This is a genomic window from Nocardioides sp. (assembly GCF_030019515.1).
Taxonomy (GTDB): Bacteria; Actinomycetota; Actinomycetes; order Propionibacteriales; family Nocardioidaceae; genus Nocardioides.
The window spans coordinates 223005-243202 of record NZ_JASEEQ010000005.1; the positions used below are offsets into that span (position 1 = coordinate 223005).

At 72.4% G+C, this 20198-nt stretch carries 19 protein-coding genes; 13 read left to right on the forward strand and 6 right to left on the reverse strand.

Features of this window, described 5'->3' with window-relative positions:
• Nucleotides 1–60 precede the first annotated feature (60 nt).
• Nucleotides 61–1104, forward strand: a complete 1044-nt coding sequence (gene hemE / locus QMC84_RS09640) for a uroporphyrinogen decarboxylase (protein WP_300374270.1) — start codon at nt 61–63, stop codon at nt 1102–1104.
• A 92-nt stretch (nt 1105–1196) separates the two neighbouring features.
• On the opposite strand, the gene QMC84_RS09645 is transcribed toward hemE, so the two are convergent.
• Nucleotides 1197–2159, reverse strand: a complete 963-nt coding sequence (locus QMC84_RS09645; protein WP_300374272.1) for a DUF4349 domain-containing protein — start codon at nt 2157–2159, stop codon at nt 1197–1199.
• 61 nt (nt 2160–2220) lie between these two features.
• Between QMC84_RS09645 and hemG the strand changes: the two genes are divergently transcribed.
• The 3 genes from hemG (at nt 2221) to QMC84_RS09660 (ending at nt 5165) form a co-directional block, all read left to right on the forward strand.
• On the forward strand, nt 2221–3591 hold the full coding sequence (gene hemG, locus QMC84_RS09650; RefSeq protein ID WP_300374274.1) for a protoporphyrinogen oxidase: 1371 nt from the start codon (nt 2221–2223) through the stop codon (nt 3589–3591).
• 150 nt (nt 3592–3741) lie between these two features.
• Nucleotides 3742–4455, forward strand: coding sequence for a hydrogen peroxide-dependent heme synthase (gene hemQ / locus QMC84_RS09655; RefSeq protein WP_300374276.1), 714 nt, complete (start codon nt 3742–3744; stop codon nt 4453–4455).
• Nucleotides 4456–4529: 74 nt separating this feature from the next.
• On the forward strand, nt 4530–5165 hold the full coding sequence (locus tag QMC84_RS09660) for a hypothetical protein (protein WP_300374278.1): 636 nt from the start codon (nt 4530–4532) through the stop codon (nt 5163–5165).
• Nucleotides 5166–5267: 102 nt separating this feature from the next.
• Here the strand turns inward: QMC84_RS09660 and msrB are convergent, their stop codons facing one another.
• Nucleotides 5268–5672 (reverse strand): peptide-methionine (R)-S-oxide reductase MsrB, encoded by a 405-nt coding sequence (msrB, locus tag QMC84_RS09665; protein WP_300374280.1) that lies wholly within the window; start codon nt 5670–5672, stop codon nt 5268–5270.
• Nucleotides 5673–5859: 187 nt separating this feature from the next.
• Between msrB and QMC84_RS09670 the strand changes: the two genes are divergently transcribed.
• The 7 genes from QMC84_RS09670 to rimI all read left to right on the forward strand — a co-directional run bounded on the left by QMC84_RS09670 (nt 5860) and on the right by rimI (nt 11855).
• Nucleotides 5860–6966 (forward strand): ferredoxin reductase, encoded by a 1107-nt coding sequence (locus tag QMC84_RS09670; RefSeq protein ID WP_300374282.1) that lies wholly within the window; start codon nt 5860–5862, stop codon nt 6964–6966.
• A gap of 65 nt (nt 6967–7031) precedes the next feature.
• Entirely contained in the window at nt 7032–8249 is a 1218-nt protein-coding gene (locus QMC84_RS09675) for an acyl-CoA desaturase (RefSeq protein ID WP_300374284.1), read from the forward strand.
• Nucleotides 8246–8554 (forward strand): hypothetical protein, encoded by a 309-nt coding sequence (locus QMC84_RS09680; RefSeq protein WP_300374286.1) that lies wholly within the window; start codon nt 8246–8248, stop codon nt 8552–8554. Before QMC84_RS09675 ends, QMC84_RS09680 begins: the two co-directional genes overlap by 4 nt.
• A gap of 76 nt (nt 8555–8630) precedes the next feature.
• Complete coding sequence (locus QMC84_RS09685; protein ID WP_300374288.1) at nt 8631–9728, forward strand: DNA polymerase domain-containing protein; 1098 nt, start codon at nt 8631–8633, stop codon at nt 9726–9728.
• Nucleotides 9729–9853: 125 nt separating this feature from the next.
• The gene (locus QMC84_RS09690; protein WP_300374290.1) at nt 9854–10513 is read left to right on the forward strand and encodes a response regulator transcription factor; all 660 of its coding nucleotides are present in this window, start codon (nt 9854–9856) and stop codon (nt 10511–10513) included.
• Between the two features lie 242 nt (nt 10514–10755).
• Nucleotides 10756–11394: a tRNA (adenosine(37)-N6)-threonylcarbamoyltransferase complex dimerization subunit type 1 TsaB gene (gene tsaB, locus QMC84_RS09695; protein ID WP_300374292.1), complete on the forward strand. Its 639-nt coding sequence runs from the start codon at nt 10756–10758 to the stop codon at nt 11392–11394.
• The gene (rimI, locus tag QMC84_RS09700) at nt 11391–11855 is read left to right on the forward strand and encodes a ribosomal protein S18-alanine N-acetyltransferase (RefSeq protein ID WP_300374294.1); all 465 of its coding nucleotides are present in this window, start codon (nt 11391–11393) and stop codon (nt 11853–11855) included. Before tsaB ends, rimI begins: the two co-directional genes overlap by 4 nt.
• On the opposite strand, the gene QMC84_RS09705 is transcribed toward rimI, so the two are convergent.
• Nucleotides 11843–13498: an HAD family acid phosphatase gene (locus tag QMC84_RS09705; protein WP_300374296.1), complete on the reverse strand. Its 1656-nt coding sequence runs from the start codon at nt 13496–13498 to the stop codon at nt 11843–11845. The genes rimI and QMC84_RS09705 overlap by 13 nt on opposite strands.
• Nucleotides 13499–13649: 151 nt before the next feature.
• Here QMC84_RS09705 and tsaD point away from each other — a divergent pair, with 151 nt between their 5' ends.
• Entirely contained in the window at nt 13650–14705 is a 1056-nt protein-coding gene (gene tsaD / locus QMC84_RS09710; protein ID WP_300374298.1) for a tRNA (adenosine(37)-N6)-threonylcarbamoyltransferase complex transferase subunit TsaD, read from the forward strand.
• Between the two features lie 17 nt (nt 14706–14722).
• On the opposite strand, the gene QMC84_RS09715 is transcribed toward tsaD, so the two are convergent.
• The 3 genes from QMC84_RS09715 to QMC84_RS09725 are packed head-to-tail and all read right to left on the reverse strand — an operon-like array spanning nt 14723 to nt 18598.
• Complete coding sequence (locus QMC84_RS09715; protein ID WP_300374300.1) at nt 14723–16882, reverse strand: MMPL family transporter; 2160 nt, start codon at nt 16880–16882, stop codon at nt 14723–14725.
• 58 nt (nt 16883–16940) lie between these two features.
• Nucleotides 16941–18083 (reverse strand): hypothetical protein, encoded by a 1143-nt coding sequence (locus QMC84_RS09720; protein ID WP_300374302.1) that lies wholly within the window; start codon nt 18081–18083, stop codon nt 16941–16943.
• A complete protein-coding gene (locus QMC84_RS09725; RefSeq protein ID WP_300374304.1) occupies nt 18080–18598 on the reverse strand; it encodes a SigE family RNA polymerase sigma factor in 519 nt (172 codons plus the stop codon). Before QMC84_RS09725 ends, QMC84_RS09720 begins: the two co-directional genes overlap by 4 nt.
• Before the next feature lie 179 nt (nt 18599–18777).
• Between QMC84_RS09725 and QMC84_RS09730 the strand changes: the two genes are divergently transcribed.
• Nucleotides 18778–20196: a nitronate monooxygenase gene (locus tag QMC84_RS09730; protein WP_300374306.1), complete on the forward strand. Its 1419-nt coding sequence runs from the start codon at nt 18778–18780 to the stop codon at nt 20194–20196.
• Nucleotides 20197–20198 lie beyond the last annotated feature (2 nt).

The following is a 20198-nucleotide window of genomic DNA, read 5'->3' on the forward strand; positions in this document are numbered from 1 at the left end:
TAGGTCGATCCTCCGATCCCGATGTGCGAACACGCCGGGTGACCTGCGAGGCTTCGCCCCGTGACCCCCGATCCGCGACTCGCCGACAGCGCCTTCCTGAAGGCGGCCCGCGGCGAGCCGGTACCGCACACGCCGGTGTGGTTCATGCGCCAGGCGGGCCGCTCGCTACCGGAGTATCTCGCCGTCCGCGAGGGCATCGGGATGCTCGAGTCCTGCATGGATCCGGGTCTGGTGACGGAGATCACCCTGCAGCCGGTGCGGCGCTACGGCGTGGACGCGGCGATCTTCTTCTCCGACATCGTGCTGCCCCTCAAGGCGGTCGGCCTCGACCTCGACATCAAGCCCGGTGTCGGGCCGGTCGTCGCCGACCCGGTCCGCACGCTCGCCGACGTCGAGGCGATCCCGGACCTGACCCCCGAGCACGTCCCGTTCGTCACCGAGGCGGTCCGCGGCCTGGTCGCCGAGCTCGGTGGCACCCCGCTCATCGGCTTCGCGGGTGCGCCGTTCACGGTCGCGTCATACCTCGTCGAGGGCGGGCCGTCCAAGGAGCACGCGCGGACCAAGGCGATGATGTTCGGTGCTCCCGACGTCTGGGACGCGCTGCTGCGCAAGATCGCCGGCATCTCCGCCGCCTACCTCGAGGTCCAGGTCGCCGCCGGCGCCTCGGCCGTCCAGCTCTTCGACTCCTGGGCCGGCGCCCTGACCCCGGCCGACTACCGGGCGTTCGTGATGCCGCACTCCGCGCGCGTCCTCGAGCGCGCCGGCGCGCTGGGCGTGCCGCGCATCCACTTCGGCGTCGGTACGGCGAACCTGCTCGGCCTGATGGGCGAGGCGGGTGCCGATGTGGTCGGCGTCGACTGGCGCACCCCGCTCGCCGACGCGATCCCGCTGGTGGGCGACCGTGTCGTGCAGGGCAACCTCGACCCGACGCTCGTCTTCGCCCCCACCGAGGTGATGACTGCCCGCGCGGCCGAGATCATCGAGGCCGGCCGGTCCGCGCGCGGCCACATCTTCAACCTCGGCCACGGGGTCATCCCCTCGACCGACCCCGACCAGCTCCAGCGGCTCACCGAGTTCGTCCAGGGTTTCGAGACGTCTCGCTGAGCCCCGCGCTGTCGCGCATGCCTCAGCCGAGACTCCTCAACCTCCTCGGCTGACGCCCGCCCCTCGCAGGCTCGGTCCGAGCTGCCTCGGACCTACCCCTCCGAGGGCTCGGGGTCGGGGTGCGGGTGGCGGCGCCGGGCGGCGCGGACCAGCAGCAGCGTCGGGACGCCGAGCACCACGATCACCACGAGCCAGGGCAGCAGGGCGCCGAGGACGGTGGCCAGCGCGACGGCGAAGGTCTTCAGGCCGCCCCAGCCCGCCGAGAGGCCCGCGAGGAAGCCGGTGTCGTCCTCCTTCTTCGGCGCCGCTTTCTTGGCCGGGATCTCGTCGATGCTGACCACGATCGTCGAGAGGGTGGTCTGGCCGTGCAGGTAGGCCGCCTGCCGCTCGAGTGAGTCCAGGTCCGCCTGGCGCCGCGAGAGCTGGGCCTCGATCGCCATGATGTCGCGGATGCTCTGCGCCCGGTCGAAGAGCGTGGTGATCCGCGCGATGCTGCGCCGCTGGACCCGCAGCCGGGTCTCGGTGTCGATGAGCTTGGTGGTGACGTCGTCCGAGCTGGTGTTCGCCGACTCCAGCTCGGCACCCTCGATGTCCTTGAGCTCGGCCATCGCGTCGTCGAAGGCCGCGGCCGGGATGCGCAGCACCATCCGCGTGTACGCCGGCGCGCCGTCGTCGTCGGTCGTGGTCTTCTCCTCGGTCACCTTGCCGGCGTGCTTGTCCACCACCCGCTGCACCTCGAACTGGGACTTGCCGACGTCGTCGGCCCGCAGCGACACGTTGCCCTTCTTGATCAGCGCCTGCTGCGGATCGGTCGGGCTCGGCTTGTCCACGACCGACAGGAGCGAGTCGGTCCTGCCGGCGCCATAGGCCTCGGAGGTGGTCACGCCGTCGGCGGCGGAGTCGCGCTCGGCCGGGGCCCCGGCGGCCACCGGGCTGTTGGCGCCGCCGGCGGCGGAGCTGGCGGTGTCCTCGGCACCCCCGCCGGAGCAGCCGGTGAGGGCGACCGCGAGGACGACGAGTGCGGGGACCAGGGTGCGGACCGGGGTGAGCCTCATACCGCCTGGGACGGCCGACCCGGCCGATCGGTTCCGGCCCGAGCTCTGGGAGACTCGCGGGGTGAGCAGGGTCGTCGTCATCGGCGCCGGGGTCGCCGGGCTGACCGCGGCGCGCGACCTCACCGAGGCCGGCCACGAGGTGGTCGTCCTGGAGTCCTCGCCCCGGGTCGGCGGCAAGCTCCGCCGCGAGCAGGTCGCCGGCGTCACGGTCGACGTGGGCGCCGAGGCGATGCTCGACCGTCGCCCGGAGGGCACCAGCCTGGCCGCGCGGCTCGGGTTACCGATCGAGCACCCGACCGTCGCCGCGTCCCGGATCTGGACCCGCGGGCGGCTGCGGCCGCTACCGCGCTCGCTGATGGGCATCCCCCTGGACCTGCCCCAGCTCGAGCAGTCCGGCGTGCTCTCCGCCGCCGGCCTGGCCCGGGTGCGCGCCGAGCCGACGCTGTGGCCCGAGCGCTTCGACGGCGACGTCTCGGTCGGCGACCTGGTCGACCGCCGGTTCGGGCCCGAGGTCACCGACCGGCTGGTCGAGCCGCTGCTCGGCGGGGTGTACGCCGGACACGCGCGGCTGATCTCGGCGCGCGCGTCGGTGCCGCAGCTGCTCGACTACGCCTCCCGCGGCTCGGTCCTCGAGCAGGCCGCGGCGATCCCGACGACCTACGACCGGCCGGTGTTCGCCGGGATCCCGGGCGGGATGGGCCGGCTGGTCGAGACCCTCGCCGACACAGTCGCGCGTGGCGGCACGGTCCACACCGGCGCGACGGTCCGCGAGCTCGCCCGCACCACCACCGGCTTCACCCTCACCATCGGCCCGACCACCGCGCCCGAGCCGGTCGAGGCGGAGGCGGTCGTGCTGGCCGTGCCCCCTGCGCCGGCCGCCCGGCTGCTGGCCGGCGTCGCCCCGGCCGCCGCCACCGAGCTGGCGGCCGTGGAGTCGGCATCGATGGTCGTGGTGACGTTCGCGTTCCGCGGCAGCGACGTACCCGACCTCGCGGCGACGGACTCCTCGGGCTTCCTCGTCCCGCCGGTGGACGGGCGCCGGATCAAGGCCGCGACGTTCTCGTTCGCGAAGTGGGGCTGGGTCCGGGCCGCCGGCGACGGGCTGCTCCTGCTGCGCACCTCGCTCGGCCGGCACCGCGAGGAGACGGCGCTCCAGGCCACCGACGAGGAGCTCGTGGCCTGGTCGCTCGCCGACCTCATCGCCGCCGTCGGCCCCCTCCCCGCGCCGGTCGACACCCACGTGCAGCGCTGGGGCGGTGGCCTGCCGCAGTACGCCGTCGGCCACCTCGACCGGGTCGTCCGGATCCGCGCCGCGGTCGCTGCCGTGCCCGGCCTCGCCGTCTGCGGCGCGGCGTACGACGGCGTGGGCATCCCGGCGGTCATCGGCTCCGCCCACCGCGCCGCCACGGAGGTGCTCGCCCTGCACTCGTGAGGGGTGCCGTCGCGGTGTGCCCGTGAGGTGTGCCCCGTTGCCCCTGACGGCCGGGGCACCGGGCCCGCGAGCCTCGGGGCGGGGCCGAGGCGATCATCGAGGCGGGGAGGCCGGCTGCGGCCGCGCTTGAGGGCGGGGGACAATGGGCCCATGAGCGCCAAGTCGAAGAGGGCCCGCGAGATCAACGACGCCATCCGCTACACGATGTGGTCGGTGTTCCGGGTCGCCGACCCGCTCGGTCCGCCGGACTCCGGGGCCGACCGGGCCGCGGAGGGCGCCGAGGTCGAGCGGCTCTTCACCGAGCTCGAGGCCGGGGACGTCGTGGTGCGCGGCGTGTACGACGTCGCGGGGCTGCGCGCCGACGCGGAGCTGATGATCTGGTGGCACGCCGAGACCTCCGAGGCGCTGCAGGACGCCTACGAGCGGCTCCGCCACACCGCGCTCGGCCGGCGGCTCGAGCCGGTGTGGTCCCAGCTGGCGCTGCACCGGCCGGCGGAGTTCAACAAGAGCCACGTGCCCGCGTTCCTCGACGAGGAGGAGCCGCCCCGCCGGCACGTCTGCGTCTACCCGTTCGTGCGCTCCTACGAGTGGTACCTCCTCGAGGACTCCGAGCGCCGGCACATGCTCGCCGAGCACGGCAAGATGGCCCGCGACTACCCCGACGTGCGCGCCAACACGGTCTCCAGCTTCGCGCTCGGCGACTACGAGTGGATGCTGGCCTTCGAGGCCGACGAGCTGCACCGGATCGTGGACCTGATGCGGCACCTGCGCGCGGCGACCGCGCGCCGGCACGTCCGCGAGGAGGTCCCGTTCTACACCGGCGCCCGGACGCCGATCACCGAGCTGGTCCAGCGGCTGCCCTGACCCGCGTCCGGCGCCCCCGTCGGCAACCGGACCAGACCACGGAACCGGCTCCGGCCGGGACCCGTCGTACCGCCATGAGGACCCTGCTCGCCGCGGTCGCCCTGCTGCTCGCCGCGCCGCTCCTCGCGGCGTGCGGCGAGGAGGGCGACACCACGGCCACCGACCCGGGCAGCGACCCGGGCAGCTCCCGCCCGGCCCAGATGCCGACCGAGATCCCGGCCGCCCGGGGCACCGTGCACACCCGCGGCCTGGCCACCGTGATGGACAAGGCCGGCCCCGAGCTGTGCCTCGGTGCGGTCGCCGAGTCCTGGCCGCCGCAGTGCGGCGGCCCCCCGATCGAGGGCTGGGACTGGGCCGACCACCACGGCGTGTTCGAGCGCCAGCAGCGGATCCGGTGGGGCCAGTTCCTGGTCACCGGCACCTGGGACGGCAGCACCTTCGGCTACCAGGATGCCGTCCCGGCCGCGCTCTACGACGCGATGCCGACCGAGGAGGTCCACCTCCCGGCGCCCGCCGTCGAGCACCCCCCGGCCGAGCTGGAGGACATCGCCGGCGTGGTCGGCGCCCTCCCCGGCGCCCAGGGCGCGTACACCGACGCCGGGCACGTCCTCGTCGACGTGGTCTACGACGACGGGTCGCTGCAGGCCTGGGTCGACGACACCTACGGCAAGGACGTCGTCATCGTGCGCCCCGCCCTGATCGACGGGTGAGGCGCGGCTGCCGCCTTGATCGTCGAGAGACGTGAACTGGCTGTCCTTGAACGATCCAAGACAGCCAGTTCATGTATCTCGACGGTCTCCGCGCCGGCGGAGTCAGCCCTGGTCGGAGGGCTCCAGGGTCAGGCTGATCGAGTTGATGCAGTAGCGGTCACCGGTGGGGGTGCCGTAGCCGTCGGGGAAGACGTGCCCGAGGTGGGAGCCGCAGTTCGAGCAGCGGACCTCGACCCGCTTCATGCCGTGGGAGGTGTCCTCGAGGTACTCGATCGTGTCGCTGATCGGCTGGTAGAACGACGGCCAGCCGCAGCCGGAGTGGAACTTGGTGTCCGACTCGAACAGCTTGGCCTGGCAGGCCTTGCAGCGGTACACGCCGGTGGTCTCGGTCTCGTTGTACTCCCCGGTGAAGGCCCGCTCGGTCGCGGCTTCGCGGAGTACGGCGTACTCCTCCGGCGAGAGCTCCGAGCGCCACTCCTCGTCGGTCTTCTTGACCTCGTACGTCATGGTCCCACCGTAGTGCTCGCGACAAGCGGCACCGACCGGTCGGGTGCGTGGCGGCGGTCGGGTCCTCGTCGGTGGTGGGTCTCGACACGACGGTCGCGAGCTCGTCCCGCGCTCGCGCGCCTGCAGAGAGCCAGGTCACCCCTGCGGGTCGTTGACTCACTCGGAGAACAATTGTTCACTGAAGTGCATGGCCGGACCGATGACGATCCCGTGGGGTCGCCTGCGCAGCGCGGGCGACAAGCTCACCACGCCCCTCCACCCCGACGACTACCTGCGCCTGCTCAACCCGCTCTGGAGCGAGCGCGAGCTCCGCGGCCGGGTGGAGGAGGTCGTCCCCGAGACCGACGACGCCGCGACGCTGGTGATCCGGCCGGGCTGGGGATGGCGCTTCGACCACCGTCCGGGCCAGTACGTCGGGATCGGCGTCCAGGTCGAGGGCCGGTTCCAGTGGCGGTCCTACTCCGTGAGCTCGCCGCCGGTGCGCCGCGGGCGGACCATCGCGATCACCGTGCGGGCGATGCCCGAGGGCAAGCTCTCGGCGCACCTGGTCAACGGCCTGGCGCCGGGCACCATCGTCCGGCTCGCCCTCCCCGAGGGCGACTTCGTCCTGCCCGACCCACCGCCGCCGAGGATGCTGTTCCTGGTCGGCGGCAGCGGCGTGACGCCCGTGATGGCGATGCTGCGCACGATGGACCGGCGTGCCCGGAAGAACAGCAGAGCGCTGCCCGACGTCGTCATGCACTACTCCTCGCCGACCCCGGAGCGGATGATCTTCCGCGCCGAGCTCGACGAGCTCGAGGCCCGGCACGAGTCGCTCAGCGTGCACCGGCTGCACACCGACCTGGACGGGATGCTGGAGCTCGCCCATCCCGAGACCGGCCTCGACCGCATCTGCCCCGACTGGCGCGAGCGTGAGACCTGGGCCTGCGGGCCCGGGCCGATGCTCGACGCGATCGCCGAGCACTTCCAGGCGGCCGGCCTGGAGGATCGGCTGCACCTGGAGCGGTTCTCCCTCGAGCTCGGCGGCGAGGGCGGTGAGGGCGGCACCATCACGTTCCGCACCTCCGGCCGCTCCGTCGAGGCCGACGGCGCCACCACCGTCCTCGAGGCGGGGGAGGAGGCCGGCGTCGGCATGCCGTTCGGCTGCCGGATGGGCATCTGCCACACCTGCACGCTGACCCTCGTCTCCGGCCGGGTGCGCGACCTGCGTAACGGCGAGGAGTTCTCCCAACCGAACGAGCGCGTGCAGACCTGCGTGACCGCCGCCGTCGGCGACTGCACCCTCGACATCTGACGACAACGGTGATCGAGGTGCGAGCGAAGCGTGCCTCGAGACCACCCGACAGGAAGGACTGACCCATGGCCATCTCGGACGTCAAGGAGTACACCCATCTCACCGAGGAGGAGGTCGAGCAGATCGGCCGCGAGCTCGACGCGATCCGCGCGGAGATCGAGGACTCGCGCGGCGCCGCGGACGCGGCGTACATCAACCGGATGATCACGATCCAGCGGGCGCTGGCCGCTGCCGGTCGCGTGGCGCTGTTCGCGAACGCCGCGTCGGACAAGGGGAGGAAGCCCACGTGGGCCGCAGGCGCCGGCCTGCTCGCCGTGGCCAAGATCCTCGAGAACATGGAGATCGGCCACAACGTCATGCACGGCCAGTGGGACTGGATGAACGACCCCGAGATCCACTCCTCGAACTGGGAGTGGGACACCGCCCAGCCGGCGGAGCAGTGGAAGCACAGTCACAACTACATCCACCACCAGTTCACGAACGTGCTCGGCTACGACAACGACATCGGCTACGGCATCCTGCGGATGGCCCGCGAGCAGAAGTGGCACCCCGCGAACATCGGGCAGCCGGTCTACAACGCCCTGCTCGCGACCCTCTTCGAGTGGGGGGTGGCCCTGCACGACCTCGACATCGAGCGGATCCGCAAGGGCGAGAAGGACCCGACGGAGATGAAGCGGCAGCTCAAGCAGATCTTCCGCAAGGGCCGCAACCAGGTCCTCAAGGACTACGTCGTCTACCCGGCGCTGTCCGGCCGCAGGTGGAGGTCCACGCTGACCGCCAACCTCACCGCCAACGTGATCCGCAACCTGTGGTCCTACGTGATCATCTTCTGCGGGCACTTCCCCGACGGGGCGATGCACTTCACCGAGGAGGAGATCGAGGACGAGACCCGCTCGGAGTGGTACCTGCGCCAGATCCTGGGCGCCGCCAACTTCAACGGCGGCCCACTGCTGCACATCATGAGCGGCAACCTCGGCTTCCAGATCGAGCACCACCTGTTCCCGGACCTGCCGAGCAACCGGTACGCCGAGATCTCGGTGCGGGTGCGCGAGCTGTGCGACAAGTACGACCTGCCCTACACGACGGGGCCGTTGCACCGGCAGTACGGCCAGGCGCTGCGGACCATCATCAAGCTCTCGCTGCCCAACAGGATGACCTCCAGCGACCAGCCTCCCCCGATCACGGAGCCGCCCACGCCGGCGCGCGACCGCAAGCGCCGCACCGACGAGGAGCGCCCCAGCCGGCGCCGCGAGCTCGGCGGGTGGATGCGGAGCGCGTCGTGAGCCTGAGCCAGCGGGACCGGCTCGGCGACGCCTCGTGGGTCACCCAGTGTGCGCTGAGCCGCATCTGCGGTGGATGCGCGCAGTCGCTCGGCCGTCCCGTGGCGTTCCTCGGCACCCCGGACGAGGTCGCGCGCAACGCCTTCCACCTGCCGCCGATGCACGTGGCGTGCGCGGAGGACCTGCGCCGTACGCCGGACGCCGACCCGGTCTGGCAGATCACGCTGACCGCGGGCTTCGAGTTCGTGCGTCCGACCCGGGACGACCTCGACCGGCGGCCGACCTTCCAGCCGAACTCGCTGCTGTAGGGCATGTCGGTTTCCCCGGGTACCCGGGGAAACCGACACCCGGCTGTCGTCGAGCGCGTGCCCTAGGGTCGCTGGCATGCCGAAGCCAGCCGCAGCCGAGGTCGACGCCGGGGGCCGCGCCGTCCGCGTGTCGAGCCCCGACCGGGTGATCTACGAGGCGACCGACCGGACGCCCGAGGTCACCAAGCTGATGGTCGCGGAGTACTTCGCGAGCGTCGAGGACGGGCTGATGCGCGCGCTGCACGACCGGCCCACGGCCCTGGAGCGCTGGACGTCCGGGGTGCGCGAGGGGATGCGGCTGGCGACCGGCCCGCAGGACAAGGACGCCGACGCGTTCTACCAGAAGCGGGTGCCCAAGGGCGCGCCCGACTACGTCGAGACCGTTCAGGTCACCTTCCCGTCCGGGCGTACGGCGGACGAGATCTGCCCCACGGAGATCGCCGTGCCGGTGTGGTGCGCGCACATGGGCACGCTGGTCTTCCACCCCTGGCCGGTGCGCCGGGCCACTGGGGTCGATGCCTGGGAGGACCATCCCGACGAGCTGCGCATCGACCTCGACCCCCAGCCGGGGACGTCGTTCGCCGATGCCGTCCGGGTGGCCGGCGTCGCGCGGGAGCTGCTGGAGGAGCTCGGCCTGGTCGGCTATCCGAAGACCTCGGGCAACCGCGGGGTGCACATCTACGTGCGGATCGAGCCACGCTGGGAGTTCACCGACGTGCGGCACGCCGCCATCGGGTTCGGCCGCGAGCTCGCGCGCCGCGACGAGGGCGTGACGATGGCCTGGTGGAAGGAGGAGCGCGGCGAGCGCATCTTCGTGGACTTCAACCAGAACAACCGGGACCGCACGATCGCCTCGGCGTACTCCCTCCGCCCGCTCCCCGGCGCCCCGGTCTCCACGCCGCTCACCTGGGAGGAGCTGGCCGGCGTCACCGACCCCCGCGCCTTCAACCTCTTCACCGTCCCCGACCGGGTCGCGGACGGCGACCCCTGGGCGAGCATCGACGACACGGCGTACTCGCTGGAGCCGCTCCTGAGGCTCTGGGAGGAGCTGCCGGGCGGCGAGATGAGCTTCCCGCCGGACTACCCGAAGATGCCCGGCGAGCCGCCGCGGGTGCAGCCGAGCAAGAAGGTCGCGGCGCACTGGGACGAGGAGGGCAACCGGATCGAATCCTGAGCCGGCCGCGGTTTGAACCGCGATCCGGTTGGGAATCTCGACGTCAGATCAGTCGAGGGAGGAGACCGGATCCGATGTCCGCGCGCAATCGGTTGGTGTCAGTGTTGGTTCTGTCGGAGCAGCCCGTGATCGCAGCCGGCGTGGAGCATCTGCTCGCGCGGTTCGCCGACCGGATCGTGGTCGTCGACGCGGCGGCCGCGGATGCCGACACCGTGGTGCTGTACGACGTCTTCGGCCTGCACGTCGGCCACGACGAGGACTTCGAGCGGGTGGTCAAGGAGTACCCGGACCGAGTGCTCGCGCTCTCCCGGGTGCTCCAGCCCGGGCTGACCGCGCGCGCCCTCGACCTGGGTGCCGTCGCGTCGATCTCCGTGGGCCTGCCGGCCGAGGAGCTCGCGGCAGCGATCGAGACCTTCGCCGCCGGCCACCTTCAGGACGGCTCCCAGGCGGACCTCGACAACCAGGCCGACCGGCGCCGCCACCTGGGCCGGGACGTCAACCTGAGCCCCCGCGAGCAGGAGGTCCTGGCCCTGATCGTCACCGGCCGCTCGAACGACGAGGTGGCGGCCGAGCTCTACCTGAGCATCAACACGGTCAAGAGCCTGATCCGGTCGATCTACCGCAAGCTCGACGTCACCAGTCGCGCCCAGGCCGTCGCCTGGGGCGTCGAGCACGGCTTCCCGTTCGGCACCGAGCGCGAGTCCGACTGGTCGCCCGGCAGGCCGACGGACCGACCGACGCGCGGTCCGGACGGTGGAAAGGCCCGCCCCGCCTTCATGGACTGATCCAAGCGCGCGGAGCGGGCCTCTCGGACCGACCGGTGGCGCTCCCCCCAGCGCCGGCGGATCCCCACGATCCGCTCGGTCGATCATCTGTCGCGACCGGTGGCCCTGTCTCCCCCACGGATCCTGTGCCCCGGTGCCGGTGGTCTCCCCCGGCACTCAGAACACTAGGCGGCGACTTCCACGCCCGGGTCACACCAGATCCACAGGACGGCAAGAATTCACCCACGCGTTAGCCTCAGCCCGTGCTCCTCGCCCTCGACTCCGCCACCCCGCTCGTCACCGTGGCGCTCCATGACGGCGCGGACGTCGTCGTCGAGCTGGTCGCCGAGCGCCCCATGAAGCACGCCGAGCAGCTGGCACCGCTCATCGACCGCGCGATGTCCGAGGCGGGCATCGTCCGCCAGGACCTCACCGCGATCGCCGCGGGCGTCGGACCGGGGCCGTTCACGGGCCTGCGCGTCGGCCTGGTCACGGCTCGGACGCTGGGCTTCGTCCTCGACGTGCCCGTGTACGGCGTCTGCTCCCTCGACGTGCTCGCGGTCGAGGCCGTCGACACCGGCGCGGTCTCCGGCGCCTTCGTGGTCGCCACCGACGCGCGGCGCAAGGAGGTCTACCTGGCCCGCTACGACGCCGAGGGCGTGCGGCTGGACGGGCCGGTCGTCGGCAGGCCCGCCGACCTGGCGACCGGGGACTGGGTCGTGGGGCAGGGCGGCGAGCTCTACCCCGAGGCGTTCCCCCGCCGGACCGGGCCCGCGGCACCGAGCGCCGGCTGGCTGGCCCGGGTGGTGACCGACGAGCGGGCCGAGCTGTGCGACCCCGAGCCGCTGTACCTGCGGCGTCCCGACGCGGCGACCCCGCACGCGCCCAAGCGCGTCTCGTGACGGTCCGGCCCGCGGCGGCGGACGACCTACCGGCCGTCTCGGCCCTCGAGCATGAGTGCCTCGGTGCGGACGCCTGGTCCGAGGGGCTGCTCGCCGAAGGCATCCGCGGCGCCCTCCCCACGGTGTCCTACCTCGTGGCGGAGGTCGACGGCCGGGTCGTGGGCCATGCGGTGACGAGCGTCGTCGAGGACGTCGCCGAGCTGCAGCGGATCGCGGTCGGGGCCGAGCACCGGCGGCGCGGACTCGCGAGCGCGCTGCTCGACGAGGTCGTCGCGACCGCCCGCGCCGGGGGAGCGGACCGGCTGCTGCTCGAGGTGCGCGAGGACAACGCCGGCGCGCTCGCGTTCTACGCCGCACGTGGCTTCGTCGAGGTCGACCGGCGCCGCCGCTACTACCGCGACGGCGCCACTGCTGTCGTCCTCCGCCTGGGCCTCGGCCCGACCTGCTCCTACGGCAGGTAGTAGGTCGGGTTGGGGAGCTTCACGGCCCGGTCGGACGAGCCGCCGATCAGGTCGCTGAACTGGTCACCGAAGTTCGCGACGATGTGCAGTCCGAGCTCGTCCTGCACGTACTTGCGTGTCGACGCCTTGTAGTCGATGGTCGAGCACTTGGCGTCGTCGCCGTCCAGCCCGCAGTCGACGTACGCCGGAGGCGTGTCGGTGCTCGTCCACTTCGTGAAGTAGTACGCCGACGTGAACCGCGGATCGCCATCGGCGTCGTGGTAGTACCTCGCCAGGTTGTCGAGGGTCGCGAGCCGCTGGCTGTTGTTGCGCCCGGTCAGGCCGACGATCTTGCAGCCCGCCCGAGCGGCGGCGCCGACGACGCCCGGCATCTTCGGCGTGGCCGGGAAGCGGCCCTCCTGCACCCAGGTGTTCTGCAGGGTCGGGTCGAAGTTGAACTTCATCGCCCCGTCCTCCATGTCGTAGGTCATCAGCGTGGTGTCGTCGGCGTCGAAGACGACCGCCGGCCGCTCCTTGGCGCGCACTCCCTTGGCGCAGATGTTCGTGAGCCGGTGCGTCCACTTCGTCGCGATCCGCGTCATCTGCGAGACGTACGGCGACGCCGTCTTGTTCGCGATGCCGTTGGTCGCGCCGTAGTACGCGCGGATCTCGGCCTTGACGTTGTCGATGTTCGGGATCTGGTCGCCGGGCGTGGTCAGGCCGCTCGAGCCGTCGGCCGCCATGTCGAACTGGGTCGGCAGGACCAGGTCGGCGTCGCCGGCCGGCGCGCCCTGCACGTTCGGGCTGGGCAGGTAGTACGTCGGGTTGGGGAGCTTGACGGTGTTCAACGCGTGCCCGCCCTGGAGGTCGGAGTACTGGTCGCCGATGTTGAGGGCGATCGTGTAGCCCAGCGACTCGATGTGGGCGCGGGTGCCGGCCTTGTACTCGACCGTGCTGCACTTGGCCGGGTCGTCGTTCGGGTCGACGCTGGCGTGGCAGTCGAGGTAGTCGGGCAGCGTGGCGGGCTTGGTGTAGAAGTTGTCCGCGTCGAACTCGTCGTAGCCGACCTTGGTGAGGTTGTCGAGGGTCGCCTGCTCCTGGGCCTCGCCGCGGCCGGTGATGCCGAAGACCTGGTAGCCGCGGTCCTGGACCTCGTTGACGAAGTCGACCATGCCCGGAGTCGCCGGGAACTTGCCGGGGACCACCCAGTCGTCGTTCTGGACCTTGGGGTCGAAGTTGAAGTGCATCGCCCCGTCCTCCATGTCGTAGGTCCACAGCGTGGTGTCGTCGGCGTCGAGGACGACGGCCAGGTTCGGGGCGGGCGCCGGGTCGGGCAGCTGGCTCAGGATCGCCTGCTCGATGCCCGTCATCTCGGTGATGTACGGCGAGCTCGTCTTGTCGGCGATGCCGGCGCTGCTGGCGTTGTAGTACTTCCGGATCGTCGACTTCACCGAGTCGATGTTGGGGATCGACTCGCCGTTGGCGGCCGGCGCAGGTGTGCTGCCGTCCGGGTTGAGCGGGTGCACCACGAAGTGCGTGTGCGGGGTGAGTGTCGAGTCGTCGACGGTGCGGGCGTCGGCCGCGGCTCCCGTGGTGACGAGGACGGTGAGAACGGAGGTGGCGGCGACGACGGCGCGGGCCCCGGCGCGTCCCGAGTTGCGCATGGATGCTCCTTGAGGTGCGAGGTTGACCGGGTCAACGTACGCCCCACCACGGGCCCTGGGAAGAGGCGATTCCGAGGCCGCTTCCAAGCCCGTTTCGAGGTCCTCTCGGGGGAGGCTCGGGCGGCGTATGCACGGTCGGCACAATGGGTAGGTGAGCAGCGAACGCAGCGCCCCCCTGGTCCTGGGCATCGAGACCTCGTGCGACGAGACCGGTGTCGGCATCGTGCGCGGGCACACCCTGCTCGCGGACGCCGTGGCGAGCAGTGTCGACGAGCACGCGCGCTTCGGTGGGGTGGTGCCGGAGGTCGCCAGCCGCGCGCACCTCGAGGCGATGGTGCCGACCATCGAGCGCGCCTGCGAGACGGCCGGCATCCGCCTGTACGACGTCGACGCGATCGCGGTCACCAGCGGGCCCGGGCTCGCCGGGGCGCTGATGGTGGGGGTCGCGGCGGCGAAGGCGTTGGCGGTCGGGCTGGGCAAGCCGATCTACGGCGTGAACCACCTCGCGGCGCACGTGGCCGTCGACCAGCTCGAGCACGGCCCGCTGCCGGAGCCGTGCCTGGCGATGCTGGTCAGCGGCGGCCACTCCAGTCTGCTCCGCGTCGAGGACGTCACCTCCGGCGTGGACCCGATGGGCTCGTCCATCGACGACGCTGCCGGCGAGGCCTTCGACAAGGTGGCCCGCCTGCTCGGCCTGCCGTTCCCCGGTGGCCCGTACATCGATCGCGCGGCCCGCGAGGGCAGCAGTGTGTACGTCGACTTCCCGCGCGGGCTGACCAGCCGCCGCGACCTCGAGCGGCACCGCTTCGACTTCTCGTTCTCGGGCCTCAAGACCGCGGTCGCGCGGTGGGTCGAGGCGCGGGAGCGGTCCGGCGAGCCGGTGCCCGTGGCCGACGTGGCCGCGAGCTTCCAGGAGGCGGTCTGCGACGTGCTGACCCGCAAGGCGATCGACGCGGCGTCCAGCGAGGGCATCGAGGACATCCTGATCGGCGGCGGCGTGGCCGCGAACTCCCGGCTGCGCGTGCTGGCCGAGGAGCGCGCCCGGGCGGCGGGCATCCGGGTCCGGGTGCCCCGTCCCGGCCTGTGCACCGACAACGGCGCGATGGTGGCCGCCCTCGGTGCCGAGATGGTCGCCCGCGGTCGGACGCCGTCGCCCCTGGACCTCCCGGCCGACTCCTCGCTGCCGGTGACCCAGGTCCTGGTCTGAGCGCTCCGCTGTGAGCGTCAGGGGGTATCGCTGGTGGAGGGCACCTCGGAGAGCTCCGGCGCTTCCCGCTCGTCCCCGTGGCCGGGCCACCACGCGGCGTGCCCGATCAACGCGGTCAGCGCCGGGGTGAAGAACATCGCCATCACGAACGCCGCCACGAAGATCCCGAAGGACAGCGCGAAGCCCATCGAGACGATCAGCGTGTTCCCGCCGAGCATCAGGGAGGCGAACGTGCCGGCGAGGATCACGCCGGCCGCGGCGATGGTCGGGCCCGCGTGCTTGACCGCCTCGGCGGCCGCGGCCCGCGGGTCCTTGCCCTCGCGAGCCTCCTCGCGCAGCCGCGCGATCATCAAGATGTTGTAGTCGGTGCCGAGTGCGGTCACGAACAGGTAGATGTAGATCGGCAGCATGAAGATCAGGCCCTCGTGGCCGAGCACGTGCTGGAACATGACCACCGTCGCGCCGAGGGTCGCGGCGAAGCCGAGACCCACCGCTGCCATCAGGTACCACGGCGCGACCAGGCTGCGCAGCAGGAGCCCGAGGATCACCATGATGACCAGCGCGGCCACCGGGAAGACGATGGAGTAGTCGCGGGCCATCGCGTCCTGGAGGTCGGCGAACACCGACGGGGTGCCGCCGACGTACGCCTCCGTGCCGTCGGGGGCCGAGTCGTGGGCGGCGTCGCGGATCGGGCCCTTGACGTCCTGGAGGGCCGCGTCGGACGCCGGATCCTCGTCGAGGACGATGCTGAACTGCGCCGCGGTGCCGTCCTCCGAGAGCTGGCCCGGGTAGACCTGGGTGACGCCGCTGGCACCCTCCAGGTCCGAGCGGTAGGTCCCGAGCGCGGCCTGGTCGAGCGGGCCGTCGTCGGAGACCAGGATGACCGGCACCGGCTCGCTGGCACCCGCCGCGAAGTGCCTCTGGAAGGTCTCCAGGCCCTTCGTCGACTCGACGTCGTCGGGCAGGCTCGAGGTGAAGTCGAACGACGGGTTGAAGCTGAGCGCGAAGACCGCGAGCGTCGCCATCACGACCCCGGACAGTGCGGCGAAGGCCGCCGGCCGGCGGCCGAGGGCGTCGCCGATCCGGGCGAAGCGGGCACCCTCGGGCTCCCGGCGCCACTTCTTCGACGGCCAGAACAGGCCCCGACCGAGCACGGTCACGACCGCCGGCACGAGCGTCAGAGCGGCGAGGAGGGTCACCCCGACCGCGATCGCGAGCGCGGGCCCGATCGCCCGGAAGATGCTCAGCGAGCTGAGCAGCAGCGCGAGGAAGGCGACGATCACGGCTCCGCCGGCGGAGGCGATGGCCTCGCCCGCGCGCTCGAGCGCGTGCACGACGGAGGCGCGGGGCTCCTCGCCCTGCCGCAGCCGCTCGCGATAGCGGAACAGGAAGAACAGGATGTAGTCGGTGCCGATGCCGTAGAGGACCACGACCAGGATCGTCTGGATCGAGGAGTCCGCCTTGAGGTCGAACACCTCGTTGGCCCATCCGATCAGGCCGGTGGCGACCAGCGACGCCAGGGTGACCACGAGCACCGGCATCAGGCAGATGATGACGCTGCGGAAGATCACCGCGAGCAGTACGACGATCAGCACGATCGTCGCGATGCCGACGATCGCCAGGGTCCGGTCGCCGGACTCCTGCGAGTCCAGGCCTTGCGGCACCGAGCCGGTGGTCTGCACGCGCAGGTCGGTGCCGTCGACGAGCGGGGCGAGGTCGTCGCGCAGGTCCTTCGCGTCGTCGAAGGCCTGCGGATCGAACCCGGTCGCGCCCTCGGCCAGGCCGACGATGCCGATCTGGGCCATCCCGTCCTGGGAGAGGTTCGGCTTGCCCTCGGGGTTGACCGTGACGACCTGCTGGACGAACGTCTTCTCGCCCAGCTCCGGGCCGAGCTGCTCGGCGATCCGGTCGACGTCGGCCTGGTCGGCCTCGGTCAGCGGCGCGCTGTCCTCGCGCTCGAACACCAGGATCGCGGCCGGCGTCGTCGCGCCGGGGAACTTCTCGGACTGCAGATCGGTCGCCTTGATCGACTCGTAGTGGTCGGGGAGGAACTCCGACTCCTCCGAGGTCGTCTGCAGGGCCGGAGCCAGCGAGACCACGACGACGGCGAGCACCACCCACGCGGCGATGACGAACCAGCGACGACGGGAGACGAGGCGACCAAGGGCGGCGAACACGTCTCACGACCCTAGCGGCGCGGACCGCCCGCCGGCCTCCGATTTAAGTAGACCTCTCTCACTCCGAGAGGATGAACTCCGCGACCTGTTCCGGGTTGCCCCCCGGTCCCTCCGGGACGACGACCTGTCGGTCGTCCCACGCGAGTCCGACCCTGGTGAGCGACCAGGTGCTGGTCGTCCAGTCGGTGCCGGAGACCAGCACGTGCGTCGCGTCCGCCCAGGCCGCACGGCTGACCACGTCGCCCCGCCCCGAGGACTCGAACCTGCCGACCGGCTGGAGGCTCCGGTCGAACACCGCGACCTCGCCGGCCATGTTGTTCTCGTAGAAGCCGCCGAGCAGGTGCTTCCCATCGGGCGAGAACGTCAACCCCGCCGTCTCGCAGCTGCGTGCGACGAGCTCGCCGGCCGCGGGGTCGTAGAGGCCTGCGCAGCCGTACTGCGGGTCGGAGTCGTCGGCGTACTGCACCGCCCACAGGTCGCCGTCCGGGCTGACGTCGGTGACCCGAAGCGGCCGGCTCGTCGTCAGGTCGGTGCGGCCCGCGGGTGTCACCGTGCCGGTCGTGGTGTTGAAGTCGCCGACGAGCAGGTGCTCGGCGTCGAGCACCGCGTCGATGCTGCCCGGCGACTCTCCGCCGGGCGAGGGCGGTCCGTCCATCGTGACCGGCTCGGCGACGCCGCTGCGCAGCACCGCCGTCCGGTACTTCTCGTCGACCCACGCGGCCACGCTGTCGTCGGCGCTCATCGTCACCACGTTCGTCTGGACCGGGTACGTCGCCTGCAGGCTGCCGTCGGGGGCGAAGACCCGGACGGCGTTCGGCTTCTGCGTGGCGACGACCACCCGCCCGTCGGTGAGGACGCCGTAGTTGACGACGTTCTCGTTGGACACGTCCACCGGCACGGTGCCGCCGTCGGGGCGGGTGACCACGCCGTCGTGGAGCACCGACGCGCCCGGCGCCGTCGGGGGGGCCGGGGCCGGATCGGGGCCCTGGGACCGGTTCGAGCCCCCGGTCAGCACGGTCGGGACCAGGATCGCGACGGCGACCGCGGCGGCCACGGCACCGGCCGCGGCGGCCCGGCGACGACGGCGGATGCCCTGCGCCGTGCCCCGGACGTCCTCGAAGCTGAGCGGCGCGCCGTGGACCCCGCCGTACTCGCGCTCCGCGCGGCGCTCCAGCTCGCGGGTGAAGATCTCCTCGGTCATCGCTCCTCCTCCCGGTGCGTCGGGCTCAGCTCGACGGGCGTTCGCTCGCGCAGCGCGGCGAGCGCCCGGCTGGTCTGGGACTTCACGGTGCCGACGGAGATGCCGAGCACGTCGGCGGTGTCTGCCTCGGACAGCTGCTCGTAGTAGCGCAGCACGACCACGGCCCGCGCCTTGCGGGGCAGGGTCTGGACGACGGCCCAGACCGCGGCGCCGAGACCCTCGTCGTACGCGTCGTGGACCGGGCTGCCCTCGGGGACCGTGGCCGTCGGCGCCTCGCGCCGCTTCCAGCCTCGGCGCCACAGCGAGTTGTTCTCGTTGACCATGATCCGGCGGACGTAGGCGTCCACCGAGCCGCGGTCGCGGACCTTGTCCCACGACAGGTAGAGCTTGGCCAGCGAGGTCTGCAGCAGGTCCTCGGCCTGGTGCTGGTCCCCGGTGAGCAGGTAGGCGGTCCGGAGCAGGCGTCCTTGGCGGGCCTGGAGGTACGCCGTGAAGTCGGCGTCCCGCTCCGTCATCGTGGCTCCTCGTTCCTCCGTCAACACACCCTCAAGACGCGAACGCGCGCGGAAGGGTTGCAATTCTCCTCGATCCGGACGCCGACCCAGGGTCCTTCGGCCCTGGCCGCCGCCCACGGGCGCCTGCGAACCTGCGGACCTGCCTGCGACCCCGCAGCCGTCCGACGTGAGGAGAGCCCGTGCCCGGTACGACACCGTCCATCATCCAAGGTGGGATGGGGGTCGGCGTCTCGTCCTGGCAGCTCGCCCGGTCCGTCGCCCGGGCCGGCCATCTCGGCGTGGTCTCCGGCACGGCGCTCGACGCGACCCTCGCGCGCCGGCTGCAGGACGGCGACCCCGACGGGCACGCGCGGCGCGCCCTCGACGCCTTCCCCGACCGGGCGATGGTCGCGCGGGTGCTCGACCGCTACCACCTCCCCGAGGGCCGGGAGCCCGGCCGCCCGTACCGGCCGACGCCGAAACCCTCGCTGCGCCCCAGCCGGCACGCCCAGGAGCTGGCGGTGCTCGGGAACTTCGTCGAGGTGTGGCTGGCCAAGCAGGGACACGACGGCACGGTGGGCGTGAACTTCCTCGAGAAGATCCAGCTGGCGACGCCCGCGGCCGCACTGGGGGCCATGCTCGCCGGGGTGGACTTCGTGCTGATGGGCGCCGGGGTGCCCCGGGAGATCCCCCAGCTGCTCACCGATCTGGCGCGCGGGGACGTCGGCGGGATCGGCGTCGACGTGCACGGCGCGCCCGAGCGGTCGCGGATCGAGGTCGACCCGCGGGCCCTGCTCGGCCGGCACCTGCCGCCGCTGCGCCGGCCGCGGTTCCTGGCCATCGTGTCCGCGACCGTCCTCGCCGCCTACCTCGCCCGCGACGACGCGACCCGGCCCGACGGGTTCGTGATCGAGGGCCCGGTCGCCGGCGGCCACAACGCGCCGCCGCGCGGCACGCTGGTGGTCGACGACGACGGCGAGCCCGTGTACGGCGACCGCGACGCGGTCGACCTCGACAAGGTGGCGACCCTCGGCCTGCCGTTCTGGCTGGCGGGCGGGCACGGGACGCCGGAGGGCCTGCAGGCGGCCCGCGCCGCCGGGGCCGCCGGCATCCAGGTCGGCACCCTCTTCGCGCTCGCGGTCGAGTCGGGACTGCGTCCCGAGCTGCGGGAGCAGGTCGGCGCCGAGCTCGGTGCCGGGACGCTGCGGGTGCGGACCGACGTGCGCTCCTCCCCGACCGGCTTCCCGTTCAAGGTCGCGCGGATCGACGGCACGCTCTCCGAGCCCGAGGTGTACGGCGCCCGCGAGCGGCTGTGCGACCTCGGCTACCTGCGCACGCCGTACCTCACCGCGGCGGGCCGGGTCGGCTACCGGTGCCCGGCTGAGCCGGTCGCGGCCTACCAGCGCAAGGGCGGCGACCTCGCCGACACGGTCGGGCGCAAGTGCCTGTGCAACTCGCTGACGGCCGACGTGGGCCTGGGGCAGACCCGCCCCGACGGCTACCAGGAGCCCGGGCTGGTCACGCTCGGGAGCGACCTGAGCGGCCCGCGCCGGCTGCTCGAGCGCCATCCCGGCGGCTGGACCGCTGGGCAGGCGGTGGCCTGGCTCGAAGGCCGATGAGC

What these genes read in the sequence shown, in the direction of transcription:
- QMC84_RS09645 (WP_300374272.1), bottom strand. Translation starts at nt 2,159, where the DNA reads ATGAGGCTCACCCCGGTCCGCACCCTGGTCCCCGCACTCGTCGTCCTC.
- hemQ (WP_300374276.1), top strand. Translation starts at nt 3,742, where the DNA reads ATGAGCGCCAAGTCGAAGAGGGCCCGCGAGATCAACGACGCCATCCGC.
- QMC84_RS09660 (WP_300374278.1), top strand. Translation starts at nt 4,530, where the DNA reads ATGAGGACCCTGCTCGCCGCGGTCGCCCTGCTGCTCGCCGCGCCGCTC.
- msrB (WP_300374280.1), bottom strand. Translation starts at nt 5,672, where the DNA reads ATGACGTACGAGGTCAAGAAGACCGACGAGGAGTGGCGCTCGGAGCTC.
- QMC84_RS09670 (WP_300374282.1), top strand. Translation starts at nt 5,860, where the DNA reads ATGGCCGGACCGATGACGATCCCGTGGGGTCGCCTGCGCAGCGCGGGC.
- QMC84_RS09675 (WP_300374284.1), top strand. Translation starts at nt 7,032, where the DNA reads ATGGCCATCTCGGACGTCAAGGAGTACACCCATCTCACCGAGGAGGAG.
- QMC84_RS09685 (WP_300374288.1), top strand. Translation starts at nt 8,631, where the DNA reads ATGCCGAAGCCAGCCGCAGCCGAGGTCGACGCCGGGGGCCGCGCCGTC.
- QMC84_RS09705 (WP_300374296.1), bottom strand. Translation starts at nt 13,498, where the DNA reads ATGCGCAACTCGGGACGCGCCGGGGCCCGCGCCGTCGTCGCCGCCACC.
- QMC84_RS09720 (WP_300374302.1), bottom strand. Translation starts at nt 18,083, where the DNA reads ATGACCGAGGAGATCTTCACCCGCGAGCTGGAGCGCCGCGCGGAGCGC.
- QMC84_RS09725 (WP_300374304.1), bottom strand. Translation starts at nt 18,598, where the DNA reads ATGACGGAGCGGGACGCCGACTTCACGGCGTACCTCCAGGCCCGCCAA.